The organism is Rhodococcus sp. WY5 (assembly GCF_018588185.1).
GTDB lineage: Bacteria > Actinomycetota > Actinomycetes > Mycobacteriales > Mycobacteriaceae > Rhodococcus_F > Rhodococcus_F qingshengii.
The window spans coordinates 2,167,621-2,187,399 of the sequence record NZ_JAAMPR010000001.1; the positions used below are offsets into that span (position 1 = coordinate 2,167,621).

Below are 19,779 nucleotides of genomic sequence, written 5' to 3' on the forward strand. Positions count from 1 at the left end.
TCAGCTCCGCCAACCGCTGGGGCCGGCGCCCAGAACCTCGATGGATCCCTGACTGGCGTGTGAATGCTTGGTGCGGTGCGTCATTCGCCACTTTCCGTCGATCCGCGCCCATGAGTCGTGGTAGTCGCCGAGGGTGAAGAAGTTCAGGTGAGCCTTGCTCCCGGTGCCCACATGCATGTCGCTGACATAGGAGCGGCTGGTGGCGAGATCGCCGACCACCTCGACCAGCACGTTACCGATCAGATGTTGGGTGGGACCGCACTCGTCGAGGAACGAGCGGATGGACGCCACTACCTCGGCGGGTCCGCGCAGAGTTCCGGTGCCCAATTCTGCCGTAGCGTCCGGCGTCATGATCCGGTGGAGTTCATCCCACGCTCGCGCATCCATGGCTCGGGCGAACTCGAAGATGGAGCGGGTGATCTCGCGTTCGTCGAGAAGAGTGGTGATGTCGATGCTCATGCTGTGCGCCTTTCTTAACGTCGGGGGGTTAATAAAGGCGCACAGCAGATGTCAGCGGTTGAGCAGCTTGCGCATCGCTTCGGCAGCACCCTTGACCATCTTGTCTCGGGGGAAGCCACTGCGCTTCTTGGCGCCTTCGTAGTTTCCTGCAGCCACCCAGATCGGGCCGTCGGCAAGGTGTTCGAGACCTTCACGTGCAACATCTTCGGGCTCTGCGACGTTCATGCCCGGGATGTCGAAGTTCAGTCCCGCGCGAATCATAGCGGGTGTGCGAGTGACACCGAGAATGAACTCGACGACGTGAACGCCGTACGGCTGGAGTTCGAGCCACAGGCTTTCGGCGAAGATGCGCCCGAATGCCTTGGACGCCGCGTAGATGCTCTGGTGCTCGGAGCCCATGAATCCGGCCAGCGAACCAAGCAGCATGATGCCGCCGCGTCCGCGATCCTTCATCAATCCGCCGAAGTGGTGCGAGAGTTCGAGCTGCTTGTTGATGTTCAGCTCGATGACTCCGGCAAATCCCGTCAGATCACCGGTCACGAACTCGTGGCCGTAGCTGTTGGCGCCGGCGTTGAAGATGAGCAGGCCGACCTCGACGTCGTCGGTGACCGCCTTGATCTGATCGAGTGCGTCCGGAACGAGCAGATCCAATGCGAGAGTGCGTACTTCGACGCCGTTGGCGCGTGCCTTGGCTGCGGTCTCCTCGAGCGGGCCCGGCTTGCGGGCGATGAGAACGAGGTTGATGCCGATCTTGCTGAGCTCGTCGGCGAACCCTGCGCCGACACCTTCTGAACCGCCGGCGATGACTGCCCACGGGCCGTAGTACTGAGGATCGATCATTACTACCTTCTTCGAAAGATGTTGGCTTGACTAGTGAAACGGAGTCGGTACGGGTTCGCTGTCGTCGACGATCGGCTGAGGCACCGGCTCGTCGTTGAGGATCTCGAGTTCGCCCGCTGTTGCAGCGTTCACGATGGACGCGATCAAGGCGCCGCACTGCTTGCGAGGGGCACCGGGTCGTCCCTCTCGCTGCCCGAATTCACGGTCGTCGGCGATTTCGAGGCACTGGGCGCGGGCCTGGTCACTCCACTGAACGGTGGTGTGTTCCCAACTGTTCTTCTGGACCAGGACCTGAGCCTTGCACTCAGCGCACTGAAGAGGCTGCATCTTCGTCTGCCTTCTTGGCAGCGAGGTTGTCTTCGACTTCCTTCTGCCAGGCTGCGACAGGTCGCGCGGTGTCGAGTTCGAATTCGAAGCGCTCGGTCATCTCGGGAGCGATGTCCGCGACGTCGACGTAGAACTGCTCGTACCAGCGGCGGAGCTGGTAGACCGGGCCATCCTCTTCGCACAGGAGCGGGTTCTCGATGCGAGTCTTGTTCTTCCAGATCTCGACGTCCTGCTCGAAGCCCTTGGCGATGAACGTGCCGAAGTTCGCGGCCATCGCATCGGCGGCTTCACCCTGGAAGCGATCCGACTTCTTGACGATGATGCCGTACTGGAGCACGAACTTGTCAGCGCTGACCGGGTAGTGGCAGTTGATGAGCACAGAGTCGACGTTGTAGTCCTCGTACTCGTAGGTCAGGTCGTCGACCATGAAGGAGGGGCCGAAGTACGTGGCAACCGAGTTGCTGCCGACCATCTTCGGGGTGCCTGCTGCGTGGGGACGCATATCGGAGCGAGCGACGCCGCGCATGTACTGCGTTGCGGCGTGGCCTTCGAAGACGTTCTTGAAGTACGTCGGGAAGGAGTAGTGCACGTAGAAGAAGTGCGCCATGTCGACGATGTTGTCGACGATTTCACGACAGTTGGTGTCGACGGTCGTGGTGTACCAGACCCAGTCGCTCCACTCGTCGCTGAGCGCGCCTTCGATACGGGGGATGGCTACGTCGTCGGTCGGCGGGTTGCCCTCGGGGTCGTGCCAGACGAAGAGCATGCCGTCCTGGTCGAGGGTCTGCCAGGCGCGCGTCTTGGCCAGCGGGGGAACGCGGCGTGCATACGGAATCTTCTGGCACTTGCCGTTGCCGCCCCAGCGCCAATCGTGGAACGGACAGGCAATGGCGTCGCCCTTGATGGTGCCCTGGCTCAGGTCGCCACCCATGTGGCGGCAGTACGCGTCGAGGATCTTGACGTTGCCTTCACTGTCGGCGAAGACGACGAGCTTGGTGCCGAACGCCTCGATGGAGTGCGGCTGGCCGTCCTTGAAGGACTCCGTGAGCCCAATGCAGTGCCATCCACGCGCAAAGCGTGTAGGCGCGGTTCCAGCTTGGATCTCGCGAACCTCGTCGTTGTCGGACTGAGTGATCGTCACGATGAGTCCCGTCCTTTCCAGGGGCAGTGTCGACGCCCGACGCTAGGGGAGCGTGAATTGCCTCTGGGGTCTCGTCTCACTGGCCGGGACCAGCGGCGAGCGCGAGGATCCGGCGGCTGATCCCGGCCTCCGGGACTTCCGATCACCGGAACGCGTGACCGACATATCGTGACGGGGCAGCCGTTATGTCTATCTGCCGATCCGCTCCCTCACGGTTCGGTGCGAGGAGTGTCTCCCATGGTCAACAAGGTTCTGAGTTCAGTCCGTGATCTGCTTCCGAAGATCGCGGCCCGCGCTCAGAAGGTCGACGATTCGCGCAAGATCTCCGAACGGACCATCCGGGAGCTGTCCGAAGCCGGCGTCTTCTCCATGCTGGCGCCGAAAAGATACGGAGGTGCCGAGAGCGACCCGGTTCAGTTCTACGAAGTGGTCCGGGCCATCTCGGCTGCCTGCGGCTCGACCGGTTGGGTCGCGTCGGTGGTGGGGGTGCACCCGTGGCATCTTGCACTTTTCGACGACCGAGCGCAGGCCGACGTGTGGGGAGAGGATCAGACGACGCTCATTTCGTCCGCCTATGCGCCGGTCGGTCGACTGACGGCGGTGGACGGAGGCTACGAGCTATCGGGCCAGTGGGGTTTCTCCTCCGGTTGCGACCACGCGAGTTGGGCGTTGCTGGGAGCGATGGTGGTCGGCATGGATGGTCGTCCCGTCGATTTCATGACGGTGTTGGTGCCGCGCACCGATTACGAAATCCGTGACGTGTGGGATGTCGTGGGTATGCGGGGCACCGCGAGCAACGAGATCGTGGTCGACAAGGCCTTCGTTCCCGAGCACCGATTGAAGCGCAACTACGAGACCGCACAACTGCGTGGTCCTGGCCAAGCGGTCAATCCTGGCCCGCTGTACAAACTTCCGTTCGGGAGCATCTTCACCTCGACGGTTGCCGCTCCGTGTGTGGGCATCGTCGCCGGTTGTTACGAGGGGTACCTGGACGTGATGCGTGAGCGCGTCCGTCTGAGTTTGGGTGGTGGACGGTTCAGTGAGGATCAGTTCGCTCAGGTCGCCGTCGCACGTGCGTCGTCGGAGATCGATGCTGCGATTCTGCAGATGGATCGCAATATCCGGGAGATGTACGAACTTGCTGTGGCCGGTCAGGAGCTCCCACTCTCGATGAGGCTGCGTGCGCGTCGTGATCAGGTTCGTGCGACGGAACGCTCGGTGGAAGCGATCGACATGCTTTTCAAGACGGCAGGCGGAAACTCCCTCTCTCGCGGAAACCCGATCGAGCGTGCGTGGCGTGACGTTCATGCGGGCAGCGTTCACGTTGCCAACGAACCCGAGCGCGCGTTGGCGCTCTACGGCCGGGCGGCGTTCGGACTGCCGGTGGAGGACAACCTGATCTGACGGGTTGGCGCGTCACCGGGTGGGGTATTTGCCTTTGGATGAGGGAAGTACCGGCTCTGACCATCGGCTCGATCGTCGACATGGCGGGTGTCGCGCGCGCGAAGGTGATGCCGGCCGGCCGAACCGGTGCCTTCGAGAAAGCCGGTGCGGGAGTCTCACCGAGCTGGAACGTCTTCTGTAGCGACGATCGGATTGCCTTCACCGATTCCTTTTCCGTCGTGGGTGATCTCCGGTTGCGTATCGACCGCTCCGACCTCCGTGATCTCGGCGGGGGCGTGTCGTGGGCGCCGGCGACGTTGCACGAGCAAGACGGTGCGACGGCTGCCGTGTGTACTCGGTCCGCACTCACTGCCGTCGTGGCGCGGCTTGCCGCCGACGGACTGGAAGCTCGGGTGGGTCACGAGATCGAGTTCACTCTTTTCGGTGATGCGTGCGACGGAGCGTGGTCGGCGTACGGGTTAGGTGCAGTCCTGCGCCGCGAAGACTTCCTCAAGGACCTTCTGCGCAATGCCGAACGCGCACAACTTCATATCGAGCAAGTTCATGCAGAGTACGGACCGGATCAATTCGAGATCTCCATCGCTCCGGCAACTCCTGTTCAGGCTGCCGACCTGGTGATACTGGCCCGGATCTTGATCACCCGCACTGCCAGAGCCCACGGATTGGCGGCCTCGTTTTCACCGATACCTACGGTCGGAGGTGCAGGGAACGGTGCACACCAGCACTTTTCGTTGAACTCAGGTGGGCGGCCCGTCTTCTCCGGTGGCGGGCAGGAGTACGGGATGACCGACAAAGGATCATCAGCTTTGGGTGGAATCCTCTCTCACCTCACGGAATTCACGGCCGTCTTTGCGTCCTCACCGCTCTCCGGGGTCAGGCTGCGACCGGACAACTGGTCGGGGGCCTACGTCTGTTGGGGGCTCGAGAACCGGGAAGCGGCACTGAGGTTCTGCGCAGAGTCACCGTCGAATCCACACGGCGCCAACGCCGAAGTGAAAATCGTCGATCCATCGGCCAACCCGTATCTGGCGACCGCTGCGATACTTGGCCTTTCGCATATCGGTATCGGCAATGCCTCGCCATTGGCGCCGGAAATTGTGGTGAACCCGTCGACTCTCACGGAGGCGGAACGTGATGAGCGCGGGGTGACCCGAGTCCCCACCGATCTGCGCGAGATAGTGCAGAAGTTCAACTCCTCCTCGGTGGCGAAGGAAATCTTCGGGGAGTCGATCATCGAAGCGATGGTGTCAGTGAAGGGAGTTGAACGCGAGACTTTCTCCCAGATGGACGAGGCGACAACCGTCGAGCGGCTTCGATATACCTGGAGCTGAAAGGGTTGACGCGCAAGATGTCGAGGTCCTATGTTTAAGCTATTCCTTAATTAAGGAGTTGCTTACATGGACGAGCGAAGTGGCCGACTCGATGCAGTGTTCAGCGCATTGGCCGACCCGACGAGGCGTGAAATGCTCTCTCGCCTCACTGATGGTTCGATGACCGTCGGTGAGTTGGCGGAGCCGTTCGACATGAGTCGACCCGCCATCTCTCAGCATCTGAAGGTGCTCGAGCGAGCCGGTCTCATCGAACGAACCGCCACCGCGCAATGGCGCACGTGCACCCTTCGCGCAGAGGGTCTCGACGACGCCAGCGCCTGGGTCGACGAACACCGGCGAGGCTGGAACGAACGCTTCGACCTCCTCGACGAGCGTCTACGTGAGCTGAAGCAACGTCGACCGAAGAAGGAGAAGGACAATGAGTGACCGGAATGCCGATGCCACTGCAGAATTCACCATCACCCGGATCTTCGACGCGCCGCGCGACCTTGTCTGGCAGGCGTGGACCGACCCCGACGAGGCGGCGCGCTGGTGGCATCCGAAGGGTGTCAGCAGTCCCCGTGAGCATGTCACGATCGATCCCAGAGTTGGCGGAACGTACCGCTACCTGATGATCAACGACGAGAACGGAGCCGAGTACCCCACCGGCGGAACCTATCTCGAGGTCGACGAGCCGAAGAGGCTGGTCTTCACCTGGGGAAATCCGAGTGATCCGGTGGATGCCGCACCTCGGATAACGGTCACGCTCGCAGAACGGGGTGACAAAACCGAAATGACCTTCCACCTGGTAGGAATTCCGGGATTCAAGGGTGACGGGAATGTGTACGACGGATGGGAATCCGCTTTCGACGTGTTGGACGAAGTTCGCGCCGGCGACTAGTCGGGAATCGGACACCGCGACAGCGGTGCCGGTGATTGAATGGGGCTGATAGTCCATTCTTCACCGACGCAGGAGAGCCTGATGGCACCAGAAGTTGCGGTAGTTCTCGAGGGATACACCTACTTCGAATGCCCGCGCTGGCACGAGAACCGGATCTGGGTATCGGACTTCTACACCTACCAGGTGATTTCGGCCTGCGAGGACGGGACCGACATACGCGTCGAGGCGGAGGTTCCAGGGCAGCCGTCCGGACTGGGGTGGCTTCCGGACGGCAGACTACTGGTCGTCTCCATGCGGGACCAGAAGATTCTGCGGCGAGAATCCGATGGCGAGTTGGTGGTGCACGCAGACTTGTCCGGGTACGTCAGTGCCAACGTCAACGACATGCTGGTCGACGCACAGGGACGAGCGTACGTGGGCAACTTCGGGTTCGACCTGATGAACCTGGCCCCCGTCGAGACGGCAGATCTCCTCCGCGTCGACCCCGACGGATCGGTGCACGTCGTCGCGCGAGATCTCCACTTCCCCAACGGAATGGCTCTGACGTCGACCGGAGATCTGCTCGTGGACGAAACGCTGGGAAATCGAATCAGTGCGTTTGCCGTCCAGGCCGACGGCTCTCTGGGTGAACGCCGCGACTGGGCGTCGTTCGGGCCGGTGCCTGGTGGACCCGAGATGGAGACCACCCTCGCTCAGATCGTCGTTGCGGCGGACGGGTGTTGTATCGACGGAGACGATTCGATGTGGGTGGCCGATGCCCTCGGAAGCCGTGTTCTTCATGTGGGCGCCAGCGGGGAGATAGTCGACGAAATTGCCTTCGACAGCGGTGTCTTCGCTTGCGGGCTCGGCGGTTCCGACGGTCGTACCCTGTTCGTTTGTGCCGCCCCGGATTTCAATGAACACGCTCGCAAGGTGGCTACCGAGGGAAAGCTGCTGTCGATTCGCCTGGAGCCTCTGGGCTGATATGGAATTGGTGACCTCGCTACCTGCCGACACTCCGCTGCGGCAGGTAGCTCAGCACGTCCGACGCATCGAGAACCTTGGTTTCGACACGGTGCACATCTCCGAAACCATTCGTGATCCGTTTGCGGTGGCGGCCCTGGCCGTCGAGCACAGCAGTACTCTCACTGTCCGGACGTCGATGGTTGTCGCGTTTGCGCGCAGTCCCATGGTGACGGCTTTGGCTGCCTGGGATCTTGCGGGTTTCTCAGGTGGGCGATTTCAACTGGGGCTTGCGACGCAGGTTCGGGGGAACATCGTCGGGCGGTACTCGATGCCGTGGACGGATCCTGTTGCGCAACTGCGTGATTACGTCAGCGCTGTACGCGAGATCTTCCGAGTGTTTCAGGAGGGCGGTGAACTCGACCATGCCGGAACGCACTACACCTTCGACCGGCTGCAGCCCTACTTCAATCCGGGGCCGCTCGATGTTCCGGCTCCGGAGATCTGGACCGGGGGAGTGAACTCACGCATGTGCTCACTGGCGGGAGCCGTCGCCGACGGTTTTGTTTCTCACCCCACCAGCTCCCATCCGAAGGTGCTCGCGGAGAGGATCATTCCATCGTTGACGGCAGGAGGAAGGAAGCCGCGACTGATTGCCGTTCCGAAGATGATCACCGGCAAAGATCCTGCCGCGATACTTGCTCAACGAGAAGCGGTGCGCAGTGAACTTGCCTTTCTCTACTCCACTCCGGCGTACCGAGTCGCGCTGGAGGTCCTCGGATTATCCGAGGTCGGGGAAGAACTGACAGTGATGGCGCGGGCAGGTGATTGGGCTCGACTACCTGACGTCCTCACCGACGATGTTCTCGACAGGCTGGTCACGCAATGCACCTACGCCGAACTCCCCGAGGTGCTGAGTTCGAAATACGCGAGTCTCTGCGACGGCATTGCACTGGCGGTGCCGGCGAATCCCGCCGACGACCGCGTCTTCGCAGCGATGTGTGAGGAGATTCGAGCCGCCGCAGCGTCTGCCCCGTGACGTCCAGTCGGCGCGAACTACACTCTCGACATGGGGCGCGTCTACGAAGGCATCGATGAAAAGCTCACCACGTGGTTGCAGGCTCAACCGCTGTTCGTCGTTGCCACCGCACCGTTGTCTGCTGACGGGTTGGTCAATTGCTCACCCAAAGGGGGAGTCGGATCGTTTGTGGTGCTGACATCCAACCGGGTGGCGTACCTCGACCTCACCGGCAGCGGTGTGGAAACCATCGCGCACGTGCGCGAGAACTCCCGAATAACACTGATGTTCATGGCGTTTGACGGACCACCGAAGATCGTACGACTGCACGGTCACGGACACGTTCTGCTTGCAGGGTCGGAACCGTTCAACGAGCTTGTCGGTAGGTTCCCCGAGCATCCGGGGCTGCGGTCGATCGTCGTGGTCGATCTGACGCGCATTTCGGATTCGTGCGGATTCGCAGTACCGCTGATGGACTACCAATCCGATCGTGACGTGCTCGACCGCGTAGCGGAGAAGAGGGGGCCGGAGCGGCTCATCGCCTATCGCGCCGAGAAGAACGCGAAGAGTGTGGACGGGTTGCCCGGTCTCGACCCGGAGTGACGCTCTGGTCCTGTCCGTTGTTCAGTCGCCGTCTCACCTGCGATGGGTGATGCGCGAATTCCGCGTGGCCACCAGATTGGTTGCAGAGGGTTCCGCGTGAGGTCACGTCGATGGCATCGCGTTCTTGCGTGGACGAGGACACAAGGACCGGAGGAGAGTGCTCATGGGTGCTGAGACCAAGCCTGCAACACCGTTCACCGTCGAGGTCAATCGCGCGGCAGTCGACGACTATCCCATGTCTGACCGGGAGGATTTCGGCGACGCGGACCGCGGGTTCATCGCCGGGTGGGAGAACGATCAGGTCTTCAACGACGAGGGCGATCTGATTCACGACGGTCAACCTCTGGAGTACATCACCGATGACAAGCAAGCGCCTGACTCTGTGAACCCCAGTCTGTGGCGGCAGTCGCAGTTGGTGAGGCGCTGCGGGCTCTACAAGGTTGTCGACGGGCTGTACCAAGTCAGGTTCGCGGTTAACCTGACCATTGTCGATGCGCCGGACGGACTGGTCATCATCGACACCACCACCAGCGCTGATCTAGCCAAAGCAGGCCTGGAACTCTTCCGCCGTGAACTCGGCAACAACAAGCCGATCGTCGCGATCATCTATACCCACACGCATTTCGACCACTACGCCGGCGTCAAGGGCCTCGTCGACGAAGCAGACGTGGTGTCCGGCAAGATTCCGATCGTCGCGCCTGGAACCATCGAGTCTTTCAACAAGTTTGCGATCGGCGAGAACGTCATCACCGGCAATGCGATGTCGCGGCGGATGGGGTACACCTTCGGTTTGATTCTGCCCCAATGTGATTGTGGTCTGGTGACCGTCGGTCTGGGATCAGGCGCCGACGGGATGAACATCCACATGACCTACATTCCGCCCACCGACGGCATCACCAAGACCGGTGAGGTACGCAATCTCGGCGGGTGGGACTTCGAGTTCCTCTACGCTCCCGACACCGAAGCGCCGGAGGAGATGCATATCTGGATCCCGGCCATCAAAGCGCTCACCTGTGCCGAGAACGCCAATCACTCGATGCACAACATCCAGACGATCCGAGGCGCACGCACCCGCGATGCGCGCAACTTCGCCAGATACCTGGATGAGACTTTGGTGCGGTGGGGCGACGAGGTCGAAGTTCACCACGGTCCGCACACGTGGCCGGTGTGGGGGAACGCCACGGTGGTGGAATTCCTTGAATCACAACGGGATATGTACAAGTTCATTCACGACCAGGCGCTAAGGTTCGCGAACCAGGGCTACACGCCGCTCGAAGCTGCGGAGGTCGTCCGGCTACCGGAAGCCATCGGACAGAAGTGGTACAACCGCTACTACCACGGCGGACTGCACCACAACGTGCGCGCTGTGTTCCACAAGGAGCTCGGCTTCTGGGACGGTGACCCTGCGACGATCCTGCCGTTGCTGCCCGAGGATCACGCCAAGCGGCACGTCGACTTGATCGGGCGGGAGAAGATACTCGCCGAGGGCCGCAATGCTTTTGATGCAGGCGATTATCGGTGGGCGGTGCAGCTTCTTCATCACTTGGTATTCGCCGATTCTGACGACGAGGAAGCGAAGAATCTACAGGCGGATGCCTACGAACAGCTCGGGTATCAACAGGAAGTGCCGCAGTATCGGTCGATTTTCCTCGCCACCGCAATGGAACTGAGAAACGGGGTGACCGGTGCCGGCCAGGTCAACACCGACAGCACGGACACGATTCTGTCGATGCCGATAGATCTGCTCTTCGACTACGCCGGTGTGCATCTCGTTGCGGAGAAGGCGAACGACGTCGACATTTCCATCAACTTCAGTTTTGCCGATACCAAGCAGGATTGGAACATGTGGGTGCGTCGGGCGGTGCTGAACGCACGCTCCGGACGTGCACCCGACGCGCAGCTGACGGTCACGGGCCCGAAGCCGTTACTTGCCGGAATCCTGCTCCAACCGGGCAAGGCATCCGCCATTCTCGAAAGCGGGAAGGTCACGCACGACGGCGACGTCTCGACACTGTCGCGCTTTGCCGACATCATGGACGTGTTCGACCCGAATTTCAACATCGCGACGCCGTGAGACAGAGTGTGGGGCAGCCGATTGCGATATCGGCTGCCCCACGATCTGTTGCCACACAGTGCGATTGAACTGTGTTACTTCGTTACTTCGCCATGTCCTGGGCTGCTCGGTACGAGAAGACCATGGCCGTGCCGAGCGGAACGCCAGGACCGGGGTAGAAGCGGCCGCTCAGTGACGCGCTCGTATTGCCGGCGGCGTACAGGCCGTCGATGGCGCTGCCGTCGGCACGCAGGACTCGACCGTTGACGTCGGTGACCAATCCGCCCTTGGTGCCGAGGTCACTGAGGACGATGCGGGCCGCGTAGAACGGACCGTTCTCGATCGCCGTCAGTGCCGCATTCGCGCCGCCGTTGGGTGGGCAGAAGAATGCGTCGTACGGGTCTTCGCCGCGATGGAACTCTTCGTCGACTCCCAGCTTTGCGGCATCGTTGAACTTTTCGACAGTGCTGCGCAATGCGTCGGCCGGCAGTCCGGTCTTGGCGGCGAGTTCTTCGAGAGTGTCGGCGGCGACCCAGGTTCCGGCCTCGAGGTGCTTGGCGGGCGCCGTGTTCGGGATGCAGATGGCAGGTAGTCCGCCACCCTCGCGCGAGTCGAAGATCATGAACGACGGCACTGCAGAACCGTTGTCGTCGTGCGCATCCATGGCCCGGCCGAACTGGTCGTACGGGAGAGACTCGTTGAGGTAACGCTCGCCCGCGTTGTCGACGACGAGTCCGCCGCGAACGCCGACCATGAATGCGGCGCTGCCGTCCGGCTGCTCGACGCCGGGGCAGAACCACGCCTGATCGAGCAAAGCGGTTGCGCCACCGACAGCAATTCCGGCGGAGATCGCGTCACCGGTGTTGGCGCCGAAGGGACCCATACTCCAGATCGCTTTGCCGGGGGTGCCGGCCTGCTCACGCATCTCGGCGTTGCCTTCGATGCCGCCCGCTGCCATCAGCACACCGCGGTTCGCCTTGATTCGCTGGGTTTCGCCGCCGGATTCGACCTCGGCGCCGACAACCCGACCGTCTTCCACGATCAGGGAGGTGAGGATGGATTCGGTATGAAGTTCTGCGTTACCGGTGCTCTGGACTGCGGCCAGCAGTCGGCCGATCAGTGCGCGCCCACCGATCATCGGGCCGGGAGCATGATCCTGACCGGTGCGGTCTTGGTCGAGTTCCGGACGCACCTTGCCGGCGAGGTCACCGATGTCGGCGGGATCGAGATCGAGAGGGTTGATGGAGCGTCCCGTGTCCATCCGGCCTTCGGCCTTGTAGTAGTCGGGGAACGCACGGAACTCGAATTCGATGTGCGGGTTCTGCTCGAGTAGTGCGACGACATCGGGAGCGGTCTCGACATAGGCATCCTGGCGCTCGGACTCGGCGTCGCCGAGCAATGCGCGCAGATAGGTGCGTGCGTTCTCCGTTGAGTCGGGGAGTCCCGCACGTTCCTGTACTTGGGTTCCCGGCAGCCAGATGGATGCGCCCGAGTACGCGGAAGTTCCGCCGAAGCGATCGGTTTTCTCGAGGACGATCGTCGTCAATCCTCGAGCTGCCGCGGTGTATGCGCCGGTCAGCGCGCCGCCGCCGGAGCCGACTACCAACACGTCGCACTCGGTGGTCCAGTCCTGCATCATTGCGTCCTAACTCCAAGAGGGTGGGGTGTCCACGGAATACCGCACGGGGAGAGAAGGCCATGCCAGGTCCCACTGAGCGGGCAATATGCCGAGATGGGTGGTCGAGATGAGAGAATTGGCGAAATCGTTCGCGACCGGGACACAGAATCGATGATGGGGGCGACGTTGCCGAGAATTGCCGAGGTCAGGGACGCTGCAGAGCCCAGTTCGGACGAGCAGCGGGCGCGCCATGTGCGGATGCTGGAAGCGGCGGCCGAATTGGGGACCGAGAAGGAACTCTCACGGGTACAGATGCACGAGGTCGCCAAGCGGGCGGGCGTGGCCATCGGCACTCTTTATCGCTATTTCCCCTCGAAGACGCACCTCTTCGTCGCTGTGATGGTCGAGCAGATCGACCAGATCGGTGCCAGCTTTGTCAGGCATCAGGTTCAGTCGGACAATCCGCAGGATGCGGTGTACGAGGTATTGGTTCGCGCGACTCGCGGGTTACTGCGTCGGCCGGCTCTCTCGACTGCGATGCTGCAGTCGTCCAGTACCGCCAACGTCGCGACGGTGCCGGACGTGGGAAAGATCGATCGCGGCTTCCGGCAGATCATTCTCGATGCGGCCGGGATCGAGAACCCCACCGAGGAAGACAACACCGGGTTGCGTCTGCTGATGCAGTTGTGGTTCGGGGTCATCCAATCGTGCCTCAACGGTCGAATCTCCATCCCCGATGCGGAGTACGACATCCGCAAGGGATGCGACCTGCTTCTGGTGAATCTCTCACGGCACTGACGTGACTTCGCCCCTCTCTGGGGTGGGTTCGTCATGTTCGCAAAATTGAAATCAATTCTATTTTTGAATCCGCATCAGTTGAGAGTTGATGTCAATCCGGACATTGCCCTGACATCATTAATAGAATAAATTACAGAAAATTAGACGGTGAGCCAGCTCACCGACCGAAAACTCCACGAAGGAGCGAACATCATGGGTCATGCAGTCATCGTCGAGGCCGCTCGGACACCGATCGGCCGTCGTCGCGGCGCCCTGGCGGGACTGCACCCCGCCGAGATTCTGGGAGCAGCGCAGCTCGGCGTTCTCGAACGGGCAGGCGTCGCACCGGAAGACATCGGACAGATCATCGGCGGCTGTGTCACCCAGGCAGGTGAGCAGTCCAACAACGTCACGCGGCAGGCGTGGCTGCACGCCGGATTGCCGTACAGCACCGCGGCAACCACTATCGACTGCGCCTGTGGATCCGCCCAGCAGGCAGTGCATTTGATTTCCGGCCTGATTTCGTCTGGTCAGATCTCGGCCGGTATCGGCTGCGGCGTCGAGGCTATGAGCCGTGTGTTCCTGGGTCAGGCAAACGCACCGGGAACGGGAAACCCGTACCCGGACGACTGGACCATCGACATGGGTGACCAGTTCACCTCCGCGCAGCGAATTGCCGAGAAGCGTGGGATCACGCGCGCCGACGTCGACGCGTTCGGTCTGGAATCGCAGCGCCGCGCAGCTAAGGCTTGGGCAGAAGGACGCTTCGACCGCGAGATCGTGCCCGTCAAGGCTCCCGTGGTGGACAAGGAAGGCGTGCCTACCGGTGAGATCGCCACTGTCACTCGCGACGGGGGACTGCGTGAGACGACGGCAGAAGCGCTGGCTGGGCTCAAGCCGGTCATCGAAGGCCATATCCACACCGCCGGCAACTCGTCGCAGATCAGTGATGGCGCGGCTGCGGTACTGCTGATGAGCGAAGAGCGCGCACAGGAACTGGGATTGAAGCCCCGCGCGCGGATCGTCGCGTCCGGCATGGTCGGATCCGATCCCTTCTATCACCTGGACGGGCCGATCGAGTCCACCCAGATGGTGCTCGACAAGGCCAAAATGACCTTGGACGACATCGATCTCGTCGAAATCAACGAAGCCTTTGCCTCGGTCGTGCTCTCCTGGGCGCAGGTTCACGGCGCAGACCTGTCCAAGGTCAACGTCAACGGTGGTGCGATCGCGCTCGGACATCCCGTCGGTTCCACGGGCGCTCGTCTGATCACCACTGCGCTGCACGAACTCGAGCGCTCGAACAAGTCGACGGCTCTGGTCACGATGTGCGCCGGTGGCGCTCTCTCGACCGCCACCATTATCGAACGCATCTGACCCGTACTGACACTGTCGAATTGACGAGGTAGACATGACTATTGGATTGAGTGAAGAAGATCGTGACCTCCGCGACTCCGTACGGGGCTGGGCGGCGCGTCACGCAACACCCACCGTCGTCCGTGAAGCCGTCGAGGCGAAGGTCGAAACTCGCCCCCAACTCTGGAACGGGCTTGCCGAGCAGGGGCTTCTCGGACTACACGTAGCCGAGGAATTCGGCGGCGCAGGATACGGATTGGTCGAACTCGCCATCGTCGTCGAGGAACTTGGACGCTCGATGGTTCCCGGACCGTTCCTGCCGACGGTAGTGGTCAGCGCTGTTCTCAGCGATGCCGGAGAAACGGACAGACTGCCGACGCTCGTGGATGGCAGCACGCTCGGAGCTGTTGCACTGCAGCCGGGTTCGCTGAAGATCACCCGCGACGGCGACAACACCACCCTCAGCGGAACGTCCAGCCTTATTCTCGGCGGCCATGTCGCTGACCTGTTCCTCCTCGCGACGGACAGCGGATTCGTTCTGCTCGGACGTGACCGCCTCGAGGTCACGGACTTGGCCAGCTACGACGTCGTGCGTCGTAACTCCGAGGTCACCGTCGACGGTTTGGTGCTCACCGATTCCGAGATCCTCACCATCGATACCCAGCGTGTACTGGACATTGCCGCAACACTGTTCGCGGCCGAGGCATCAGGCTTGGCCGACTGGGCAGTCACGACGTCGGCCGACTACGCGAAGGTGCGTCAGCAGTTCGGTCGCCCGATCGGCCAGTTCCAGGGTGTCAAGCACAAGGCTGCACGTATGCTCGCGCTTGCCGAGCAGGCACGCGTCTGCGCTTGGGACGCTGCGCGTGCGCTGACTCCCGCCAACGGCGTCGGTGCCGAAGAGGCTTCTCTCGCAGCAGCCGTCGCCGGAGCCACGGCCCTCGAGGCTGGCTTCTCCGTCACGCGTGACTGCATCCAGGTGCTCGGCGGAATCGGCTACACGTGGGAGCACGACGCGCACCTGTACCTGCGCCGCGCGCAGTCCCTGCGAATTCTGCTGGGTTCCACGGCATCCTGGCGTCGTCGCGTTGCCGAGCTGACCATTGCCGGAACCCGTCGCGTGCTCAGCGTCGAGCTGCCGCCCGAGGCCGAGGCGATCCGAGCCGACGTCCGAGCCGAGCTCGCTCCTGCACTCGAACTCGAAGGCGCCGCCCAGAAAACGTATCTCGCGGAAAAGGGCTACACCGCACCGCACTTCACGGCTCCGTGGGGCAAATCCGCCGATGCCGTCAGCCAGCTGGTCATCGCCGAAGAGCTGCGCGCTGCGAAGATCAAGCCGCACGACATGATCATCGGCAACTGGGTCATCCCGACGCTCATCGCGCACGGCAACGAAGAGCAACTTGCCAAGTTTGTCCCGCCGTCACTGCGCGGCGACATCGTCTGGTGCCAGCTCTTCTCCGAGCCCGGCGCAGGTTCCGACCTCGCGGCGCTGAGCACCAAGGCCACCAAGGTTGATGGTGGCTGGAAGTTGCAGGGCCAGAAGGTGTGGACGTCGATGGCACGCGACGCGCACTGGGGAATCTGCCTCGCGCGCACCGACGCCGACGCCCCCAAGCACAAGGGTCTGTCCTACTTCCTGATCGACATCAAGAACAGCGGCCTCGACATTCGCCCGCTTCGCGAGATCACCGGTGAAGCACTGTTCAACGAAGTCTTCTTCGACGACGTCTTCGTTCCCGACGAGTGCCTGGTCGGCGAGCCAGGCGACGGCTGGAAGCTCGCTCGCACCACGCTGGCCAACGAGCGTGTCTCGCTGTCCAACGACTCGTCGCTCGGATCGGGTGGCGAGGCTCTTCTGAGCCTGGTCGACGGACTGCCCGGTGGCATCGACGACGAGCAGCTGACCGTGCTCGGAAAGGTGCTGTGCGACGCGCAATCCGGTGGTCTGCTCGGTCTGCGCACCACGCTGCGCTCGCTCACCGGCGCGCAGCCGGGTGCCGAATCCTCGGTGGCGAAGCTGATCGGTGTCGAGCACATCCAGCAGGTCTGGGACGTGGCAATGGAGTGGGCCGGACCGAGTTCACTTCTGGGCGAACAGCATCGGATGTCTGCAACCCAGATGTTCTTGAACTCGCAGTGCATGTCCATCGCGGGTGGTACAACCAATGTTCAGCTCAACATCATCGGTGAGCGAATCCTGGGTCTGCCTCGCGACCCTGAACCGGGAAAGTGACCTGCACATGAGCAATCGCACCTTCGTCATCGGCGTCGGCATGACCAAGTTCGAGAAGATCGAGACCCGCGACTGGGAATACCCGGACATGGTGACCGAAGCCGTCTCGAATGCCCTGACCGATGCCGGGATCGGCTACGGCCAGATTCAGCGTGCTGCGGTCGGTTACGTGTTCAACGCGTCGACAGCAGGACAGCGAGCTCTCTACGAGACCGGTCTGACCGGCATTCCGATCTTCAACGTCAACAACAACTGCGCGACCGGCTCGACGGCGCTGATGATGGCGCGCGAGTGGGTCCAGGCCGGACAAGCCGAGTGCGCCTTGGCCGTCGGCTTCGAGAAGATGACCAAAACGGCGTTGACCGGTAACGGTGAGATGCCCAAGGTCACGACCTTGGACTCTCAGCTGAAGATCATGGTCGAGGATTACGGGTTCGCCCGATCGCCGATGACAGCTCAGCTGTTCGGTAACGCTGCCGTCGAGCACATGAAGAAGTACGGCACCACGGTCGAGCAGATCGCAGCGGTGGCGGTCAAGAATCACAAGCATTCGGTGAACAATCCGTACGCACAGTTCCGTGACGAGTACACCCTCGAACAGGTACTCGGCGACAAGATGATTCACGAGCCGCTGACACGCTCGCAGTGCTCGCCGACCTCGGACGGCGCCGGAGCCGCGATCGTCGTGAGCGAGAAGTTCGTGCGTGAGCACGGCCTCGAAGACCGGGCGATCGAAATCGTCGCACAGGCGTTGACCACTGACACCGAGGCAGCGTTCGCCGAGAAGTCGATGATCGACGTGGTCGGCGCGCCGATGACGGCAGCTGCGGCAGAGCAGGTCTTTGCGCAGGCCGGGATCACCATCGATGACGTCGACGTCATCGAACTGCACGACTGCTTCGCGATCAACGAGATCATCACCTACGAGGGCCTGGGGATGTGCGCGGTCGGAGAAGGCGGAAAGCTCGTCGAATCCGGCGCGACCACGTACGGCGGCCAGTGGGTCGTCAACCCGTCGGGTGGTTTGATCTCGAAGGGACACCCGCTGGGCGCGACGGGCTTGGCGCAGTGCGCCGAACTCACGTGGCAGCTCCGCGGGACCGCGGATGCGCGGCAGGTCGAAGGCGCTCGTATTGGCTTGCAACACAACCTCGGACTGGGCGGCGCGTGCGTCGTGACGGTCTACCGAGCCGGAACTTTGGAGAACTGATGGCTATCGATCTCGAGGTGGCGTTGGCCGCCGAACCGACTGTGCGCGAGGCGTCGTGGACCGATCGCGACGTCATGCTCTACCAATTGGGACTCGGGGCAGGGGTGAATGCTCTCGATCCCGCTGAACTGACCTGGGTGTACGAAAAGGGGCTGAAGGTACTCCCGACGTTTGCAATGGTTGCAGGCCAGGGAGTTTCGGCGGGTGTACTGCCCGCACCGTCGATGAGTATGCCGGGAATCGACATCGATCTGCGAAAGATCCTGCACGGTGGGCAGTCGCTGGCACTTCACGCGCCCATCCCGTCGACGGGTGCTGCCCGTATTTCCTCTCGGGTCGCCGATGTCTGGGACAAGGGAAAGGCAGCTGTGATCGTTCTCGAGACGGCGGCCGAGGACCTGGACGGGAATCCGTTATGGACCACCGGAATGCAGATCTGGGCGCGCGGCGAAGGTGGATTCGGCGGCAACGCCGGACCCGAAGTTGTTGCCGGGGTGCCTGATCGAGCGCCCGACAAGGTACTGACGTCGAGCACGAGTCCCTCACAGGCGCTGGTGTACCGACTCAGTGGAGACATGAACCCGCTGCACGCTGATCCCTCCTTCGCGAAGATGGCGGGCTTCGATGCACCGATTCTGCACGGCCTCGCGTCGTACGGCATCGTCTGCAAGGCCGTGGTAGACGGGATTCTCGACGGAGATCCGACGCGGGTGAAGAACTACTCGGTGCGGTTTGCCGGTTCGCTCTTCCCCGGCGAATCCATCACCACCTCGGTATGGCAGGACGGCAACACACTGACGTTGGCGGCGACGTGCCCCGAACGCGAGAACTCCCCGGTTCTCACGCACGCAACAATGGAGATCAACTGATGGACCTCGGTTCGCACCCCACAGCAGCGACACATCCGGGCGGCACGATTCTGACGTCGCCGCCGCAGGACGCCCCGGTCGACCGGGCCACGGCAGCAGCGCGTCGCGTTGTCGACGCGATGCTGCGCACCGACCGCGGAAACGCCAATTTGGACCGGGTTGCGGAGGAGCTCAACAGCATTGCAGAGCATCTCGAACAGCACTCACCCGAGGTGGCCGAGCGGTTGATCGACATGTGGAACGGTGAGGGCGTGACTCGTCACGACCCCGTGACCGGCCCCGAGAACGCCATTGCGCCGCCGCTCGTACTGGAAGGGCTCGCTGACGGGTCGGTGCAGGGAGTGGTCACGTTGACGCTGCCGTACCAGGGCCCTCCCGGCCATGTGCACGGCGGTGTTTCGGCGCTGCTGCTCGATCACGTTCTCGGCGTCGCGAACGCCTGGGGTGGAACTTCCGGCATGACAGCACAATTGAGCACTCGGTACCATCGCCCGACTCCGCTGTTCGAGCCCCTCACGATCAGCGGCAAATTCCTGTCCAAGGACGGCCGCAAGATTCACACCGTCGGTGAGATCAAAACTGCGGACGGCGAATTGTGTGTGTCGGTAGAGGGACTGTTCATCGACAAGACCGTGCCGCGCCCCAGGTAGGGGCTTCGCCCCCGTGCGCCTTTTTGGTAGTGGGAACTACCAAAAAGGCGCACAGGGGTTCTGAC

General features: G+C 62.3%; 19 protein-coding genes. 14 read left to right on the forward strand and 5 right to left on the reverse strand.

The window, feature by feature from the left end; all coding sequences use genetic code 11:
* From G4D79_RS10055 to G4D79_RS10070, 4 genes are read right to left on the reverse strand one after another with little or no spacing between them, the layout of a single operon-like run.
* On the reverse strand, positions 1-459 hold the full coding sequence (locus G4D79_RS10055) for a nuclear transport factor 2 family protein (RefSeq protein WP_054187461.1): 459 nt from the start codon (positions 457-459) through the stop codon (positions 1-3).
* A gap of 51 nt (positions 460-510) precedes the next feature.
* Entirely contained in the window at positions 511-1,299 is a 789-nt protein-coding gene (locus G4D79_RS10060) for an SDR family oxidoreductase (protein WP_020909164.1), read from the reverse strand.
* A gap of 30 nt (positions 1,300-1,329) precedes the next feature.
* The gene (locus G4D79_RS10065) at positions 1,330-1,626 is read right to left on the reverse strand and encodes a hypothetical protein (protein ID WP_003940353.1); all 297 of its coding nucleotides are present in this window, start codon (positions 1,624-1,626) and stop codon (positions 1,330-1,332) included.
* Positions 1,604-2,767, reverse strand: a complete 1,164-nt coding sequence (locus G4D79_RS10070; protein ID WP_003940257.1) for a Rieske 2Fe-2S domain-containing protein — start codon at positions 2,765-2,767, stop codon at positions 1,604-1,606. The genes G4D79_RS10065 and G4D79_RS10070 overlap by 23 nt, the downstream gene beginning before the upstream one ends.
* Positions 2,768-3,004: 237 nt before the next feature.
* Here G4D79_RS10070 and hsaA point away from each other — a divergent pair, with 237 nt between their 5' ends.
* The 8 genes from hsaA (at position 3,005) to G4D79_RS10110 (ending at position 11,019) form a co-directional block, all read left to right on the forward strand.
* A complete protein-coding gene (gene hsaA, locus G4D79_RS10075; RefSeq protein ID WP_042448427.1) occupies positions 3,005-4,171 on the forward strand; it encodes a 3-hydroxy-9,10-secoandrosta-1,3,5(10)-triene-9,17-dione monooxygenase oxygenase subunit in 1,167 nt (388 codons plus the stop codon).
* 38 nt (positions 4,172-4,209) lie between these two features.
* Positions 4,210-5,502 carry a glutamine synthetase family protein gene (locus G4D79_RS10080; protein WP_099697518.1) on the forward strand — a complete coding sequence of 431 codons (1,293 nt, stop codon included), beginning with the start codon at positions 4,210-4,212 and terminating at the stop codon, positions 5,500-5,502.
* Between the two features lie 66 nt (positions 5,503-5,568).
* Positions 5,569-5,928 (forward strand): helix-turn-helix transcriptional regulator, encoded by a 360-nt coding sequence (locus tag G4D79_RS10085; RefSeq protein ID WP_058037663.1) that lies wholly within the window; start codon positions 5,569-5,571, stop codon positions 5,926-5,928.
* Positions 5,921-6,382, forward strand: coding sequence for an SRPBCC domain-containing protein (locus G4D79_RS10090; protein WP_030536982.1), 462 nt, complete (start codon positions 5,921-5,923; stop codon positions 6,380-6,382). Before G4D79_RS10085 ends, G4D79_RS10090 begins: the two co-directional genes overlap by 8 nt.
* 81 nt (positions 6,383-6,463) lie before the next feature.
* Complete coding sequence (locus G4D79_RS10095) at positions 6,464-7,345, forward strand: SMP-30/gluconolactonase/LRE family protein (protein ID WP_099697519.1); 882 nt, start codon at positions 6,464-6,466, stop codon at positions 7,343-7,345.
* Between the two features lies 1 nt (position 7,346).
* A complete protein-coding gene (locus G4D79_RS10100; RefSeq protein ID WP_042924836.1) occupies positions 7,347-8,363 on the forward strand; it encodes a TIGR03617 family F420-dependent LLM class oxidoreductase in 1,017 nt (338 codons plus the stop codon).
* A 30-nt stretch (positions 8,364-8,393) separates the two neighbouring features.
* Positions 8,394-8,945, forward strand: a complete 552-nt coding sequence (locus G4D79_RS10105; RefSeq protein WP_099697520.1) for a pyridoxamine 5'-phosphate oxidase family protein — start codon at positions 8,394-8,396, stop codon at positions 8,943-8,945.
* A gap of 163 nt (positions 8,946-9,108) precedes the next feature.
* Positions 9,109-11,019: an alkyl/aryl-sulfatase gene (locus G4D79_RS10110; protein WP_099697521.1), complete on the forward strand. Its 1,911-nt coding sequence runs from the start codon at positions 9,109-9,111 to the stop codon at positions 11,017-11,019.
* 82 nt (positions 11,020-11,101) lie between these two features.
* Here the strand turns inward: G4D79_RS10110 and G4D79_RS10115 are convergent, their stop codons facing one another.
* The gene (locus G4D79_RS10115) at positions 11,102-12,634 is read right to left on the reverse strand and encodes an FAD-dependent oxidoreductase (protein ID WP_180279589.1); all 1,533 of its coding nucleotides are present in this window, start codon (positions 12,632-12,634) and stop codon (positions 11,102-11,104) included.
* 153 nt (positions 12,635-12,787) lie between these two features.
* Here G4D79_RS10115 and G4D79_RS10120 point away from each other — a divergent pair, with 153 nt between their 5' ends.
* The 6 genes from G4D79_RS10120 (at position 12,788) to G4D79_RS10145 (ending at position 19,714) form a co-directional block, all read left to right on the forward strand.
* Positions 12,788-13,414, forward strand: a complete 627-nt coding sequence (locus tag G4D79_RS10120; RefSeq protein WP_030536987.1) for a TetR family transcriptional regulator — start codon at positions 12,788-12,790, stop codon at positions 13,412-13,414.
* 192 nt (positions 13,415-13,606) lie between these two features.
* A complete protein-coding gene (locus G4D79_RS10125; RefSeq protein WP_064688117.1) occupies positions 13,607-14,770 on the forward strand; it encodes a steroid 3-ketoacyl-CoA thiolase in 1,164 nt (387 codons plus the stop codon).
* Positions 14,771-14,804: 34 nt separating this feature from the next.
* A complete protein-coding gene (locus tag G4D79_RS10130; RefSeq protein WP_007732680.1) occupies positions 14,805-16,985 on the forward strand; it encodes an acyl-CoA dehydrogenase in 2,181 nt (726 codons plus the stop codon).
* Positions 16,986-16,992: 7 nt separating this feature from the next.
* Positions 16,993-18,195, forward strand: coding sequence for a lipid-transfer protein (locus tag G4D79_RS10135; protein WP_003940027.1), 1,203 nt, complete (start codon positions 16,993-16,995; stop codon positions 18,193-18,195).
* Positions 18,195-19,064, forward strand: coding sequence for a MaoC/PaaZ C-terminal domain-containing protein (locus tag G4D79_RS10140; protein WP_042448411.1), 870 nt, complete (start codon positions 18,195-18,197; stop codon positions 19,062-19,064). Before G4D79_RS10135 ends, G4D79_RS10140 begins: the two co-directional genes overlap by 1 nt.
* Positions 19,064-19,714 carry a PaaI family thioesterase gene (locus tag G4D79_RS10145; RefSeq protein WP_003940283.1) on the forward strand — a complete coding sequence of 217 codons (651 nt, stop codon included), beginning with the start codon at positions 19,064-19,066 and terminating at the stop codon, positions 19,712-19,714. The genes G4D79_RS10140 and G4D79_RS10145 overlap by 1 nt, the downstream gene beginning before the upstream one ends.
* Positions 19,715-19,779: the final 65 nt, after the last annotated feature.

Bases quoted from the DNA above. Each gene is read 5' to 3' on its own strand.
- G4D79_RS10055 (WP_054187461.1), bottom strand. From the start codon at position 459: ATGAGCATCGACATCACCACTCTTCTCGACGAACGCGAGATCACCCGC.
- G4D79_RS10060 (WP_020909164.1), bottom strand. From the start codon at position 1,299: ATGATCGATCCTCAGTACTACGGCCCGTGGGCAGTCATCGCCGGCGGT.
- G4D79_RS10065 (WP_003940353.1), bottom strand. From the start codon at position 1,626: ATGCAGCCTCTTCAGTGCGCTGAGTGCAAGGCTCAGGTCCTGGTCCAG.
- hsaA (WP_042448427.1), top strand. From the start codon at position 3,005: ATGGTCAACAAGGTTCTGAGTTCAGTCCGTGATCTGCTTCCGAAGATC.
- G4D79_RS10080 (WP_099697518.1), top strand. From the start codon at position 4,210: ATGAGGGAAGTACCGGCTCTGACCATCGGCTCGATCGTCGACATGGCG.
- G4D79_RS10085 (WP_058037663.1), top strand. From the start codon at position 5,569: ATGGACGAGCGAAGTGGCCGACTCGATGCAGTGTTCAGCGCATTGGCC.
- G4D79_RS10090 (WP_030536982.1), top strand. From the start codon at position 5,921: ATGAGTGACCGGAATGCCGATGCCACTGCAGAATTCACCATCACCCGG.
- G4D79_RS10095 (WP_099697519.1), top strand. From the start codon at position 6,464: ATGGCACCAGAAGTTGCGGTAGTTCTCGAGGGATACACCTACTTCGAA.
- G4D79_RS10100 (WP_042924836.1), top strand. From the start codon at position 7,347: ATGGAATTGGTGACCTCGCTACCTGCCGACACTCCGCTGCGGCAGGTA.
- G4D79_RS10105 (WP_099697520.1), top strand. From the start codon at position 8,394: ATGGGGCGCGTCTACGAAGGCATCGATGAAAAGCTCACCACGTGGTTG.
- G4D79_RS10110 (WP_099697521.1), top strand. From the start codon at position 9,109: ATGGGTGCTGAGACCAAGCCTGCAACACCGTTCACCGTCGAGGTCAAT.
- G4D79_RS10115 (WP_180279589.1), bottom strand. From the start codon at position 12,634: ATGCAGGACTGGACCACCGAGTGCGACGTGTTGGTAGTCGGCTCCGGC.
- G4D79_RS10120 (WP_030536987.1), top strand. From the start codon at position 12,788: ATGATGGGGGCGACGTTGCCGAGAATTGCCGAGGTCAGGGACGCTGCA.
- G4D79_RS10125 (WP_064688117.1), top strand. From the start codon at position 13,607: ATGGGTCATGCAGTCATCGTCGAGGCCGCTCGGACACCGATCGGCCGT.
- G4D79_RS10130 (WP_007732680.1), top strand. From the start codon at position 14,805: ATGACTATTGGATTGAGTGAAGAAGATCGTGACCTCCGCGACTCCGTA.
- G4D79_RS10135 (WP_003940027.1), top strand. From the start codon at position 16,993: ATGAGCAATCGCACCTTCGTCATCGGCGTCGGCATGACCAAGTTCGAG.
- G4D79_RS10140 (WP_042448411.1), top strand. From the start codon at position 18,195: ATGGCTATCGATCTCGAGGTGGCGTTGGCCGCCGAACCGACTGTGCGC.
- G4D79_RS10145 (WP_003940283.1), top strand. From the start codon at position 19,064: ATGGACCTCGGTTCGCACCCCACAGCAGCGACACATCCGGGCGGCACG.